This window comes from Pseudomonas kermanshahensis (assembly GCF_014269205.2).
Classification (GTDB): Bacteria; Pseudomonadota; Gammaproteobacteria; order Pseudomonadales; family Pseudomonadaceae; genus Aquipseudomonas; species Aquipseudomonas kermanshahensis.
Genome location: NZ_JABWRY020000002.1, coordinates 192,582 through 205,608, shown reverse-complemented (window position 1 = coordinate 205,608; position 13,027 = coordinate 192,582). Strand labels below are relative to the sequence as shown.

Below are 13,027 nucleotides of genomic sequence, written 5' to 3'. Positions count from 1 at the left end.
CGCGCAACTTCGGAGAACAGAAACATGACCCTCGACACTAAAGGCTGGGTTGCCCAGATGGACAACATGCCTGGCGCTACCGCATTTCGCGTATCCGGCAGCGTCATGGTTGGCCACCCCGGTATCCACCCGACCCTGAGCCTGCGCAAGATACAAGACAAGTCCTTCGCGCTGGCACTTGAATTGACGCTCGAAACCGACCAAGGCATTTATCCACAGGTGGTCACGCAAAAGCCGGTGAGCTTCAACATGCCAGGCGACCACAGCAACATCCCCAAGGTAGACATCTTTCACGATGGCGCCCTGATCACCAGCATCAGCGAGATCATGGTGACCTACTGAGCACCCGGCCTGCCTTTAAGGCAGGCCCTTGCTCGGGCACTCGGATGAACGGTGGGCCTGCAGGGTGAACATTTATACAGTAGACGTTTGCCCCATCCCTTGCCTCGCCCTAGAATGGCCCGATGCGCACAGATGACCTCTCCCTCCTGCTGAACTCCCTCAATGACGCCCAACGCCAGGCCGTAGCCGCCTCGCTCGGGCGTCAACTGGTGCTTGCCGGCGCCGGTTCCGGTAAAACCCGCGTGCTGGTGCACCGCATCGCCTGGCTGATCCAGGTCGAGCAGGCCTCGCCGCACTCGATCTTGTCGGTGACCTTCACCAACAAGGCCGCGGCAGAAATGCGCCAGCGGATCGAGCAGTTGCTGGGGATAAACCCGGCGGGCATGTGGGTGGGCACGTTCCACGGCCTGGCCCATCGCCTGCTGCGCGCGCACTGGCAGGAAGCCCGGCTGGTGCAGAACTTCCAGATTCTCGACAGCGATGACCAGCAGCGCCTGGTCAAGCGGGTGATGCGCGAGCTTGGCCTCGATGAGCAGAAGTGGCCAGCACGCCAGGCGCAGTGGTTCATCAACGGGCAGAAAGACGAAGGCCTGCGCCCCCAGCATATCCAGCCCGGCGGTGACCTGTTCCTGTCGACCATGCGCGACGTCTACACCGCCTACGAACAGGCCTGTGAGCGCGCCGGGGTCATCGACTTCTCCGAGCTGCTGTTGCGTGCCCTGGACCTGTGGCGCGATCACCCTGGCCTGCTGGAGCATTACCAGCGGCGCTTCCGCCATGTGCTGGTGGACGAGTTCCAGGACACCAACGCCGTGCAGTACGCCTGGTTGCGCCTGCTCGCGCGCGGTGGCGACAGCCTGATGGCGGTGGGTGACGACGACCAGTCAATCTACGGCTGGCGCGGCGCCAAGATCGAAAACATCCACCAGTACACAGCCGACTTCCCCGACGCCGAGATGATCCGCCTGGAGCAGAACTACCGCTCCACCGGCGGCATCCTCAAGGCCGCCAACGCCTTGATCGCCAACAACAGCGGGCGCCTGGGCAAAGAGCTGTGGACCGACATGGGCGAAGGCGAACCGCTGACCCTGTACGCGGCCTACAACGAACACGATGAAGCGCGCTACGTGGTGGAAACCATCGAGAGCCTGATCAAGCAAGGCAATGCGCGCAACGAAATCGCCATTCTGTACCGCTCCAACGCCCAGTCGCGGGTACTGGAAGAAGCCCTGCTGCGCGAACGCATTCCGTACCGCATCTACGGCGGCCAGCGCTTCTTCGAACGTGCCGAAATCAAGAACGCCATGGCCTACCTGCGCCTGCTCGAAGGCCGTGGCAACGATGCAGCGCTGGAGCGGGTCATCAACGTGCCACCGCGCGGTATCGGCGAGAAAACCGTCGAAGCCATCCGCGACCACGCCCGCCACAGCCAGCTGTCGATGTGGGAGGCGATGTGCCAATTGATCGCCGCCAAAGCCCTCAAGGGCCGCGCCGCCAGCGCCCTGGGAGCGTTCATCGAGTTGATCGAGGGCTTGGCCGCCAAGGTTGTGGACATGCCACTGCATACCATGACCCAAGTCACCATCGAACAGTCCGGCCTGATCCTCTATCACCAGGAAGAAAAGGGTGAAAAGGGCCAGGCACGGGTAGAAAACCTTGAGGAACTGGTCAGCGCTGCGCGCAACTTCGAGTCCAGCGACGAAGACGCCGACCTCTCGCCGCTCTCCGCCTTCCTTGGCCATGCATCGCTCGAAGCGGGCGATACCCAGGCCGACGAGCATGAAGACAGCATTCAGCTGATGACCTTGCACAGCGCCAAAGGCCTGGAATTCCCCTACGTGTTCCTGGTGGGCATGGAAGAAGGCCTGTTCCCGCACAAGATGAGCCTGGAAGAGCCTGGCCGCCTTGAAGAGGAACGCCGCCTGGCCTACGTGGGCATTACCCGCGCCATGCGCCAGCTGGTCATGACCTACGCCGAGACACGTCGCCTGTATGGCAGCGAGACCTACAACAAGGTGTCGCGTTTCGTACGCGAAATTCCGGCAGGCCTGGTCCAGGAAGTGCGCCTGTCCAACAGTGTCAGCCGCCCGTTCGGCGGGGCGAAGGCCACCACCAGCAACCTGTTCGCCAATGCCAACATTCCGCAAACCGCCTTCAATCTCGGGCAGCGGGTGCAGCATGCGGTGTTCGGCGAAGGGGTTATCCTCAACTTCGAAGGCTCTGGCGCCCAGGCCCGTGTGCAGGTGAATTTTGCCGAAGGCAGCAAGTGGCTGATGCTGGGGTACGCCAAGCTCGAGGCGGTGTAGGCAGCGCCTTGTAACATTCAGGCAAAAGCTCGAAACATTATGTCGCTGGTCATGTGCCCGGGAACCTGTGCACCATGACGCGCGTGCAATCCACAACAGGGGATATCCCACTTATGCAACGTTTTCTTAGCATCGCTCTGGCGCTCTGCGTCGGCTTGACGCTGAGCCTGGACGCCAACGCCAAGCGGTTCGGCGGCGGCAAGAGCTCGGGCTCCGCGCCTATTCACCAGACCCGTCAGGCCACGCCAACCACGCCTGCCGCCGCGCCGACCGCGCCAGGCCGTGCACCGGCTGCCGCCAGCGGTGCTTCGCGCTGGCTGGGCCCACTGGCCGGCCTCGCCGCCGGTGGCCTGCTGGCCTCCATGTTCATGGGTGACGGCTTCCAGGGCATGCAGATCATGGACTTCCTGATCATGGGCCTGATCGCCTTCCTGGTGTTCCGCTTCATTGCCGCGCGTCGCCGCCAGCAGCAGCCGCAAATGGCCGCACCGGGCCATGCGCCGTTCCAGCGTGAAGCCCACGCACAGCCTGCCCAGCCGTCGGTCTTCGGTGGCTCGGCCGCACCTGCCGCTGCAGCCGCTCCGGTGATCAACGCACCGGCCTGGTTCAACGAGCAGAGCTTCCTGGCTGCCGCGCAAAGCCACTTCCAGTCGCTGCAGCAGCACTGGGATGCCAACGAGATGGACAAGATCGCCGAGTTCGTCACGCCGCAGATGCTCGAGTTCCTCAAGCGCGAACGTGCCGAGTTGGGTGATGGCTTCCAGGCCACCTACATCGACAACCTCGAAGTGCAGCTGGACGGTGTAGACGACCGCGCCGACCGTACCGACGCCACCCTGACCTTCCGTGGCGTGTCGAAGACCTCGCGCTTCGACCAGGGCGAAGTGTTCAGCGAAAGCTGGCACATGGTTCGCGCCCAGGGCGAGAACCAGCCTTGGCTGGTCGCCGGTATCCGTCAAAACGGCTAACCGACAGGCGCACTACAAAAACCCCGGGCCTTGTCCCGGGGTTTTTGCTTTTGCCACACTGGGCTACTAGGGTATAACGCGCAGCGTTGTCATCAGGTAAGAGGAAGTGAACCGTGGAAGAAGTGATCGAACAACTCCGTGAAGCCAATGAACCGGTACCGGTACCTTTGGAGCTTCCCGATGAAGATCAGCTGGTAGAAATCGAAGAGCAGCTGTTCATCAACATTCCCTTCGTGTTCAAGGAGTTTCTGCTGACCGTCAGTGATGTGGTCTACGGCTCCCTGGAACCGGTCACGGTTACCGACCCACAGTCGCATACCTACCTGCCAGATGTTGCATCCAATGCCTGGGATGCCGGCGTGCCGCGCGAACTGATCCCGATCTGCCAGGACGGTGATAACTATTACTGCGTGGAAGAAGACGGCACTGTCGTGCTGTGGGACGCCGAAGAAGAAATCGTCCTTGAAGACAGCTGGGAGTCGGTCTGGCACTGGGCGCGGGACGTCTGGCTGGAAAGCTGATTATTCCTACAAAAGCATCAGAAATATCGCTAGGAAAAACAATGGCTCATAGCCATTAATGCGACTAAAATCGCCAGGCTTTCTGCGCCTGGCGACATCGCTACCGCTCCATCCCCTCGGACGACGGTGAAATCTTGCGCAGGGAGCATTACCTCCCTCAGTGCGAATTCTCGCGGCTGTTCTCCAGCGTCTCTAGCAAGGCAATCTGCATGCGCGTGTGCACGCGGATAAACCAACGCCACAGTAAAGCCACCACCACTGCCGCCACCACCGCAATGACCAATAGCAGTTCACTGGTGGGCAGGATGCTCGCCGACAGCGCCGACAACAGCAGGAAGATCACCAGCAGCGACAGCAGCGGGATCACCTCGGCAATCACACGACGCACACGCTGGGTGTGACGCCCCGCCATTTCAGGCTTAACGCCCATTTCCGCCAGCAGCATCGACAGCGCCTTGAGCTTGCGATAGGCCGCAATCAGGAACGGCAGCGACAGCAGCAATGCCGCCCCCCAGATCACCGCCTTTTGCTGGCTGACATCGGTGAACCACTCACTGAGCCAATTGCCAATGCGCCCAGCGAAGTAACCACCGGTGAAGAAGATGGCAATCACCAGTGCCAAGTTAACGCCAACCTGCAACAGGATGCGGCGGATCATGGCTGCCAGCATGGCACCCTCACCTTGCGGCTGAATGTTGCGCAGCCATTCGCCATACAGCGACAGCACACGCGCCAGACGGCTCGGCACCACCTTACCCAGCTTCAATGACAGGGGGTCGGCCGCACGGATCAGATAAGGCGTCAGCAGTGTGGTAATGGCCGAAACAGCAACCGCCACCGGATAAAGAAAATCGCTGGTGACCTGCAGGGTCATGCCCAGCGCGGCGATGATGAACGAGAACTCGCCGATCTGCGAAAGCCCCATGCCGACACGCAACGAAGTGCGGCCATCATTGCCCGCGATAAACGCCCCCATGCCACAGGACAGCATCTTGCCAAGTACTACCGCCAAGGTGATGACCACGATCGGCCAGGCGTAGTCGATCAGTACCTGAGGGTCGATCATCAGGCCGATGGCGACAAAGAAAATGGCGCTGAACAGGTCACGTACCGGCTCGATCAGTTGCTCAATCTTCAGCAGTTGGCGCGACTCGGCCATGATCGCGCCAATCAGGAAGGCGCCCAGGACCATGCTGTACTCCAGCTTCACCACCAGCAGGCAGAACCCGAAACACAGGCCCAACACGGTAATCAGCAACATCTCGTTGCTTTCGAATTTCGCCACATAGGCCAACAGCCGCGGCACCAGCAAGATGCCGATGACCAGCGCGACAATCATGAACAGCGACAGCTTGCCGACCGTGGAAAACACCTCGCCAGAACTGACCGTGCCGCTGACGGCGATGCCCGAGAGCAAGGCGATGATGCCGATACCGAGGATATCCTCGACGATCAGCACGCCGAATATCAGTTGAGCGAAGCGCTCGTTCTTCATCTTCAGGTCGTTGAGCGCCTTGACGATGATGGTGGTCGAGGAGATCGCCAGGATTGCGCCGAGGAACAACGAATCCATGGTGTTCCAACCGAACCAGCGACCGATCTCGAACCCGATCCAGATCATCAGCACGATTTCCAGGAACGCCGCGATAAACGCTGTGGCGCCGACCTTGAACAGCTTGCGCAGGCTGAACTCGAGCCCCAAGCAGAACATCAGGAAGATCACCCCGAGCTCGGCGAGGGTCTTGATGGTGTCTTCATCGTGGATCAGGCCAAACGGCGGTGTGTGTGGGCCGATGATGAAGCCGGCGACGATATAGCCCAACACGACGGGTTGCTTGAGGCGGTGGAAGAGAATCGTGACCACCCCGGCAACCAGCATGATCACTGCCAGGTCCTGGATGAAGCTGATGGCATGCATGGCGCGATACTCCTTTTATCGAATGCCCGGGCAGACCGCTCCTCTGCCAAGGCAAACCGAGCGAGCAGCAAGTACATACTGTATTGAATGCAGGAAAGCCCATGTTGCATGGGCGTACTCAGGTTAACATCGCACCCCGCCGCATAACGCCGGTGCAATATGTAGAAACAGATCGGCAGGTTAACCGCCGCCGATGGCGTGATCAGCGTGACCATGGCGCATTAGCCAACGTCCCGTACCAGGCAGGCAAACTCAAAGAGGGGAAACAGAACGTGTCAGAAGATACCCGCCCCGATTCAGCGCAACCTCACCGTGAGCACACTATGGAACCTGGAAACGCCCAGCTGAGCATGACCGTCCTGATGACCCCGGACATGGCCAACTTCTCCGGCAACGTGCATGGCGGCACCTTGCTCAAATACCTGGACGAAGTCGCCTATGCCTGTGCAAGCCGCTACGCCGGCAGCTACGTGGTGACCCTGTCGGTCGACCAGGTGATCTTCCGTGAACCCGTGCACGTGGGTGAACTGGTGACGTTCCTCGCATCGGTCAACTACACCGGCAACACCTCGATGGAGGTGGGCATCAAGGTGGTGACCGAAAACATCCGGGAACGCTCGGTACGCCATTCCAACAGCTGCTTCTTCACCATGGTGGCGGTCGATGACAACCGCCGCCCGGTAGCGGTGCCGCCGCGCCAACCGCACAGCAGCGAGGAGAAGCGCCGGTTCCTGCAGGGCCAGCAACGCCGGCAAATCCGCCAGGAGCTGGAAAAACGCTATCAGGACCTCAAGACCGACGCCGTTTAAAGCGCCAGGCGCTGCGCTTCGAAGCGCACGCGCGGGTGGGCGATACGATCCTGGGCCCGCACCAGCTGCAGCTCGTAGCTGGCACAGGCCTGGGTTTCGAGCAGCACTTCATGCACTGCCGAGGCCGTGAACTCGAACGCCTGCAGCCACGTGTCGCCAAGTAGCACACGGGCCAGGAACAGGCCGGACGTCAGGTCGCCCACGCCCACCGGCTGACGCGGAAAAGCCAGCAGCGGGCGGCGCAGGTGCCAGCTGTCTTCGGCGGTCACCAACAGCATCTCGAACTGGTCCTCGGCGCGCCCGGGATACGCCAGGTGCTTGACCAGCACCACTCTCGGCCCGCGCGCGAGCAGGCTGCGCGCCATCTGCACGCAATCTTCCAGCGACTGCGCACGGCGGCCACAAAAACTGTCCAGCTCCAGCTGATTAGGGCAAAGGATGTCGGCCCGGGCGGCCGCTTCTTCAAGCAGAAACTCGCTCACTTCCTGCGGCACGATGCAGCCTTTCTCGGGGTGGCCCATGACCGGGTCGCACAGGTACAGCGCTTTGGGGTTCACGCCCTTGATGCGCTCGACCCCCGCCAGGATCGCCCGCCCCTGTTCGGCACTGCCCAGGTAGCCAGAAAGCACCGCATCGCAGTGGCCCAGCTCGCCGATGTTGGAAATGCCTTCCACCAACGCAGGAATTTGCGCTGGAGCAAGCACGTCGCCTGCCCACTGGCCATACTGAGTATGATTGGAAAACTGCACGGTATTGAGCGGCCAGACATTGACCCCAATACGCTGCATCGGAAACACCGCGGCGCTGTTGCCGGCGTGGCCGAACACCACATGTGACTGGATGGCGAGCAGGTGCGGGGTACGTTTCATGCGGGAGATTTCCAAAGCTGTTTCAAGGATTGTGCGCAGCGCAGTATGAACTCGATTGCCACCTGTACGACAGGCCAGGGACGCAGTTAAGCTGGTTCGACCTGTTTGGAGCATACGCAAATGTTGACCCTGGAGAATCTCTTCGTCCTGATGCTGGTCGCCACGGCAGGCGCTTGGTTGTGGCACAACCATGGGTTGCGCGAGAAAGCCTTGGAGCGGGTCAAGCAGCATTGCGCCAAGCTAGACCTCGAACTGCTCGACGATGCCGTTGCCCTCAAGCGCATCGCTTTTGTCCGTGACGCCAACGGCAAAAAGCGCCTGGCGCGCATCTATGCCTTCGAGTTCACCGTGACGGGTGAGCAGCGTCACCCCGGCACCGTCACCCAGTTCGGCGCCCACAGCGTGCAGATCGAATTGGCGCCCTACCCGTTCGAGATCAAGACGCCACCGCGCACTGACAATGTGATAGAGATGCAGCAGTGGCGCCAAGAGCACAACCGCTGGCGCTGATCAACGCATAAGGCATTCCTTCAAGCCGGCCTCCAGGGCCGGCTGCGGTTGAGCGTGATCAAAAATCAGCTCGATGCGCGTATCCCTGCGCCAGTCGCTCGGCTGCCAGTCCGGTAGCAACCCATCCAGCCCATTGAAAGACTGCCAACCTTGCCCTGTGTGGATAACTCCCTTGGCGCGGCGCCACGGCCAGGCGTGCAAAAACGCTAATACGCGTTGTGGATAAAATTGCTGGCTGGGATGCCAGCGCCAGCCAATACTCCAACCTCCCTCCCCTTGCTGCGCACTGCAGATCGGCTCATTGGGCTTATTCCATAGGGTTGCAGGCGTATTTACCAGATTGTCGACAATCCTGTTATCCACATCTTGCGGCGAAATAGCTCCTGTGGATGAAATCGGAAGCCGCGAAATGGGCAGCATTCCCTGGCTTGTCCAAAGCATATCTTTTTGTGGAAATTTCTTAGTTATCAACAACCTATGATATTCATCCACAGCCTCAGATTTGTTGAAAACCACTGTCGTGCAGGCCTCGAAAGCGCGCAGTTGAGCCTGTGGAAGCGGCTCGTCGCGGAGCATTTTCTGAGCATCCACAACCATGAGAAATGGCTGGATTGTCAGCACTCCAACCCAAGGCGCTTGCTGAAGTTGAGCGAGCAACTGCAACGGATGGCCTAGGCCGGAGGGCTCTATGAACAATCGATCAGGTCGGGCCTTGCGCAACAGCCGGCCCAAACCCACCTGGAACGGCATGCCATTGACGCAGCACAGGCAGCCCCCAGCGACTTCACCGATGGCGATGCCGTCCTCGTCGCGGCTAAGCAAGGCGGCATCGAGCCCCACCAGGCCGAACTCATTGATCAACACGGCCCAACGCTCACCGGCGGGGCGTTGGGCCAGCAAATGACGGATGAGCGTGGTCTTGCCGGCGCCCAGTGGGCCGGCAATCACGTGGGTAGGGATGTTCTGCAACATGGCATGGCTTCAGGCTGGGGGTTCGCCTCACTATGCGCCGTCACGCCAGCCAGTCAAGGCTGAGCAACAAGCGCCCTTGGCGCCCGGAGGGTGAGCGATGAACCAACCCAGCACCCTCGTTGCCCTGCCACTTCTCGCCTTTGAGCAGGGCCACTTCGCCTGCCTGCAGGCACTGAATGTTATCCACAGGTGGCATGTCCTCCTGCAACCCGCGCCGGTTCACTGCACCTTCTTTCAGCCACTCGCTACCGGGGCCTGCATAGCTGGTAAGCAAGCGCACCGGCACGTGGTCCACATGGAAGCGCGGGCACATCGGCCCTTGCAGCACACGCAGGCGCAGGCCCACTCGGCGCGCGCCGAGCAGGCAGGTATAGGCAGCCACCAGCCAGCTGACATCGGCGACGAAGCTCTCATAGCCTTGCAGGTCGGCAGCTTCGCGCAACAGGCCGGTCAACGCCGGCATCTGCTGTTCGTCCACATCGATTACGCGCTGATCAGCCAAGGGTTGGCCTAGGCTGATGACCAGCTGTGCAAAATCCTCCAGCTGGGCCGGCAAGCGCCGACGCCATACCGCCAGGTTCACGCCGTCCTGCAAAACCTCGGTCAGCACCTGAGGCGAATCACCGAACACCTGAAAGATATCCACAGGGCTACGCGCGAGGTTCATGCTGCCGCCTCTTCATGCCAAGGGCCGAATGGATCGGGCAGACGCAACCAACCCATCGGGCCCAATTCCATTTCTGCATCCGTCAACAGGCAGCTTTCAAGCTCTGTGGATAACTTTTCGAAGTCGATATTCTGCCCGATGAACACCAACTCCTGGCGGCAGTCACCCGCCTCCTCATTCCAGTATTTCAGTATCGCCTCGGCGTTATCCACATCCTGCGGCCACTGTTCACGCGGTACGAATCGCCACCAGCGACCGGCCATGCCATGGCGCATCATGCCCCCTGCCTGAGACCAGCTACCGGCCTCCTGATACTTGCTGGCCAGCCAGAAAAAACCCTTCGAACGCAGCAGCCTGCCGTTGCTCCAGGGCTTGTGGATAAAGTCGAAAAAGCGTTGTGGATGAAGTGGGCGCCTCGCTTGCCAGGTGCTGGAGGCGATGCCGTACTCTTCGGTTTCCGGCACATGCTCGCCACGCAACTCCTGCAGCCAGCCGGGGGCTTGTGCGGCCTGGTCGAAGTCGAACAGGCCCGTGTCGAGGATGCGCGCCAGCGGTACCTCCCCCATCACCATGGGCACAATCTGCGCCCTGGCATTGAGGCTGCGCAAAATGGCCATAAGCTCTTCACGTTCGTGCTGGCTGATCAAGTCGATCTTGCTCAACAGCAACACGTCGGCGAACTCGACCTGCTCGATCAGCAGGTCGCTGATTGAACGCTCATCGTCATCACCCAGGGTCTCGCCACGGCTGGCCAGGCTGTCCGCTGCCTGGTAGTCGCGCATGAAGTTGAGGCCATCGACCACCGTGACCATGGTGTCCAGCCGGGCCATGTCGGACAGGCTGCGGCCCTGCTCATCGCGAAAGGTGAACGTCTCGGCCACCGGTAGCGGCTCGGATATGCCGGTGGACTCGATCAGCAAATAATCGAAGCGCCCCGCTTCAGCTAACCGCGCCACTTCCTCGAGCAGGTCTTCGCGCAGCGTGCAGCAGATGCAGCCGTTGCTCATCTCAACGAGTTTTTCTTCTGCGCGGTTCAGGCTTACGTTGCGTTGCACCTCGCTGGCATCGATGTTGATTTCACTCATGTCGTTCACGATCACCGCGACGCGCAGGTTGTCGCGGTTACGCAGTACATGGTTGAGCAAGGTGCTCTTGCCGGCACCAAGAAAGCCAGACAGCACGGTAACGGGGAGACGGTTGGGCATGGCGAAACCTCTTCAGGCAGACGCATTCGAAACGATGCATTGCATAATGTTATAAAGTAACAATACAATTTCGCCAAGCTGTTCTCGTCGGAAGAGTGATCGCCGGAGATGAAAATAAAGCCTCCACGCGCTGTGCTGATGCTGTTGCTGGCCATGCCCGCAACGCTGCTAGCCATGCCACAGAGCAACCCGTTGGCACTGTGTACCCGCAGCGCGACCTTGTTGGCCTGCCAGGATGGCAAGGGCAGTTACTACAGTGTGCGCACTGAAGGCAGCACGTTCTATCTGCGTGGCTATGAGCACGTGAGCCGCCGTTCATGGGCGCAAACCAACAGCCGCTATGGTGGGTTGACCTTCTACACCGGCCTGGCCAGCGACGGTGAGGCTTGGGTGGGCTATAGCCGCCGTATCGGCTGGACTACGTTGAACCGGGTGTCCAGCTCCAGTGGGCAGCGCTTCAACCTGCACTGCAGCTTGATCGGCGGTTGCCGCTGAAACCTTTTCGTTTGGAATGACACATGACCCAACTCACGCTTCCCGACATCGCCGCACAAGCTCAACAGTACGCCTTACCCCTCGACTGGGTAGGTATGTGCGGGATCGCTGTGCCTGTGCAATTCGAAGGTCGCACAGCCGCTGCCACTGTCGACGCGGGCGTGAGCCTGGTGGACGGTAGCTCACGCGGTATCCACATGTCGCGCCTGTACCTGGCATTGGAATCACTGGAACATCAACCGCTCACCCCCCTCGCGATTCGTCAGCTACTGGCAGATTTTCTGAGCAGCCATGAAGGGCTCTCTTCCGCTGCTTATCTGCGCCTCACCTTCGAGCACCTGCTGAAACGGCCAGCTCTGATCAGCCCATTGGCAGGTTGGAAAAGCTATCCGATTACCCTCGATGCCCGCATCGAAAGTGAAGTGTTCCACGTGGAACTATTTGTTTCTGTGCCTTACTCATCGACGTGCCCGTGCTCTGCAGCACTCGCAAGGCAGCTGATTCAGCAGCAGTTTCAGGCGGACTTTGCAGAGGAGCGCTTGGATAAAGACAGTGTGTTGGAGTGGCTGGGCAGCAGCCAGGGCATTGTTGCGACGCCCCATAGCCAACGCAGTAGCGCGAAAATTCACGTGCGCCTGAAACGTAATTTGCTAGCGCTGCCGATTACCGAGTTGATCGACCGTGTCGAGGCCAGCTTGGGAACAGCCGTGCAAACGGCGGTTAAGCGCGCGGACGAACAAGCGTTCGCATTGGCCAACGGGCAGAACCTCATGTTCTGCGAAGACGCCGCACGACGACTGCATCAATCGTTGCGACAAATAGAATGGGCCACGGCCTTCAAGCTCCGCGTGGAACATGCAGAGAGCCTGCATGCCCACGACGCAGTCGCCACCAGCCAATGGCAATGGAACCTCACGTGCGCGGTTTGACCGCGCCACAATCATTGCTCAACCAGACGGCTCGGGTGTTCATGCTGCCTTGCTGCTGCACCCCCGATGCGTTGAACGTACCACTGACCTGGGTGGTGAATTCCTTATCACTGAGGAAGGTAGCCTGCCCAGTGCCCTGAGCCTTGGGGCAGCTGAACTGGAACTTCCAGACATTACCGGTGCGGTCGGTAATCTTCTGCGTGCAACCCGACTTCGGGTCTTGCAGCGGGATATCGTTGGTTGCCACCTGCTCTTGCGTCAGGCACGAGCGCACGCCCTTGCCCCCCACTGTCACACCCTGTTTGGCCAGTACTCCTTCCATCATGGCGCGCTGCTCTGGCGGTAGGTTTTTCAACTGGCCGAGCATGAACTCCATGTCGGGTAACGGCTTGCCATCGACCTGCATGTTGCTGGTGGTCAGCTCCCACAAGCCGGGCTGCAACATCTGTGCATGCACCAATGGGCTGCTCAGGCCAAGGGCCAACGCCAACAGTGGCAGACGAATCTTCATGGACG

14 protein-coding genes are annotated in these 13,027 nt (G+C 60.3%); 8 read left to right on the top strand and 6 right to left on the bottom strand.

Annotated elements, in window-relative coordinates; genetic code table 11:
- Positions 1–24 precede the first annotated feature (24 nt).
- The 4 genes from HU764_RS25385 to HU764_RS25370 all read left to right on the top strand — a co-directional run bounded on the left by HU764_RS25385 (position 25) and on the right by HU764_RS25370 (position 4,137).
- Positions 25–342: a hypothetical protein gene (locus tag HU764_RS25385; protein ID WP_027592100.1), complete on the top strand. Its 318-nt coding sequence runs from the start codon at positions 25–27 to the stop codon at positions 340–342.
- Positions 343–464: 122 nt separating this feature from the next.
- Positions 465–2,648, top strand: a complete 2,184-nt coding sequence (uvrD, locus tag HU764_RS25380) for a DNA helicase II (RefSeq protein WP_099430829.1) — start codon at positions 465–467, stop codon at positions 2,646–2,648.
- 113 nt (positions 2,649–2,761) lie between these two features.
- On the top strand, positions 2,762–3,616 hold the full coding sequence (locus HU764_RS25375) for a Tim44 domain-containing protein (RefSeq protein ID WP_027592098.1): 855 nt from the start codon (positions 2,762–2,764) through the stop codon (positions 3,614–3,616).
- A gap of 113 nt (positions 3,617–3,729) precedes the next feature.
- Positions 3,730–4,137 (top strand): SMI1/KNR4 family protein, encoded by a 408-nt coding sequence (locus HU764_RS25370; protein WP_099455749.1) that lies wholly within the window; start codon positions 3,730–3,732, stop codon positions 4,135–4,137.
- A 157-nt stretch (positions 4,138–4,294) separates the two neighbouring features.
- On the opposite strand, the gene HU764_RS25365 is transcribed toward HU764_RS25370, so the two are convergent.
- The gene (locus HU764_RS25365) at positions 4,295–6,055 is read right to left on the bottom strand and encodes a cation:proton antiporter (protein ID WP_027592096.1); all 1,761 of its coding nucleotides are present in this window, start codon (positions 6,053–6,055) and stop codon (positions 4,295–4,297) included.
- 323 nt (positions 6,056–6,378) lie between these two features.
- On the opposite strand from HU764_RS25365, the gene HU764_RS25360 reads away from it, so the two are divergent.
- On the top strand, positions 6,379–6,864 hold the full coding sequence (locus tag HU764_RS25360; RefSeq protein ID WP_027592095.1) for an acyl-CoA thioesterase: 486 nt from the start codon (positions 6,379–6,381) through the stop codon (positions 6,862–6,864).
- Here the strand turns inward: HU764_RS25360 and pdxY are convergent.
- Positions 6,861–7,733 carry a pyridoxal kinase PdxY gene (gene pdxY / locus HU764_RS25355; RefSeq protein ID WP_085272148.1) on the bottom strand — a complete coding sequence of 291 codons (873 nt, stop codon included), beginning with the start codon at positions 7,731–7,733 and terminating at the stop codon, positions 6,861–6,863. The two genes, HU764_RS25360 and pdxY, sit on opposite strands and share 4 nt — an antisense overlap.
- Before the next feature lie 120 nt (positions 7,734–7,853).
- On the opposite strand from pdxY, the gene HU764_RS25350 reads away from it, so the two are divergent.
- The gene (locus HU764_RS25350) at positions 7,854–8,243 is read left to right on the top strand and encodes a DUF3301 domain-containing protein (RefSeq protein ID WP_027592093.1); all 390 of its coding nucleotides are present in this window, start codon (positions 7,854–7,856) and stop codon (positions 8,241–8,243) included.
- Here HU764_RS25350 and HU764_RS25345 read toward each other — a convergent pair whose 3' ends face one another.
- Genes HU764_RS25345 through zigA form a run of 3 tightly spaced genes read right to left on the bottom strand, consistent with a single transcriptional unit; the run spans position 8,244 to position 11,087 of the window.
- Positions 8,244–9,215 carry a CobW family GTP-binding protein gene (locus HU764_RS25345; RefSeq protein WP_186679335.1) on the bottom strand — a complete coding sequence of 324 codons (972 nt, stop codon included), beginning with the start codon at positions 9,213–9,215 and terminating at the stop codon, positions 8,244–8,246.
- A gap of 40 nt (positions 9,216–9,255) precedes the next feature.
- Positions 9,256–9,882, bottom strand: coding sequence for a DUF1826 domain-containing protein (locus HU764_RS25340; protein ID WP_186703058.1), 627 nt, complete (start codon positions 9,880–9,882; stop codon positions 9,256–9,258).
- Positions 9,879–11,087, bottom strand: coding sequence for a zinc metallochaperone GTPase ZigA (gene zigA / locus HU764_RS25335; protein ID WP_186703057.1), 1,209 nt, complete (start codon positions 11,085–11,087; stop codon positions 9,879–9,881). Before zigA ends, HU764_RS25340 begins: the two co-directional genes overlap by 4 nt.
- 108 nt (positions 11,088–11,195) lie before the next feature.
- Here zigA and HU764_RS25330 point away from each other — a divergent pair, with 108 nt between their 5' ends.
- Both HU764_RS25330 and folE2 read left to right on the top strand, forming a co-directional pair.
- Entirely contained in the window at positions 11,196–11,582 is a 387-nt protein-coding gene (locus HU764_RS25330) for a glutamine synthetase (protein WP_189662566.1), read from the top strand.
- Between the two features lie 23 nt (positions 11,583–11,605).
- Complete coding sequence (gene folE2 / locus HU764_RS25325) at positions 11,606–12,511, top strand: GTP cyclohydrolase FolE2 (protein WP_186703056.1); 906 nt, start codon at positions 11,606–11,608, stop codon at positions 12,509–12,511.
- On the opposite strand, the gene HU764_RS25320 is transcribed toward folE2, so the two are convergent.
- Positions 12,495–13,022, bottom strand: a complete 528-nt coding sequence (locus HU764_RS25320) for a DUF3617 domain-containing protein (protein WP_186703055.1) — start codon at positions 13,020–13,022, stop codon at positions 12,495–12,497. The genes folE2 and HU764_RS25320 overlap by 17 nt on opposite strands.
- Positions 13,023–13,027 lie beyond the last annotated feature (5 nt).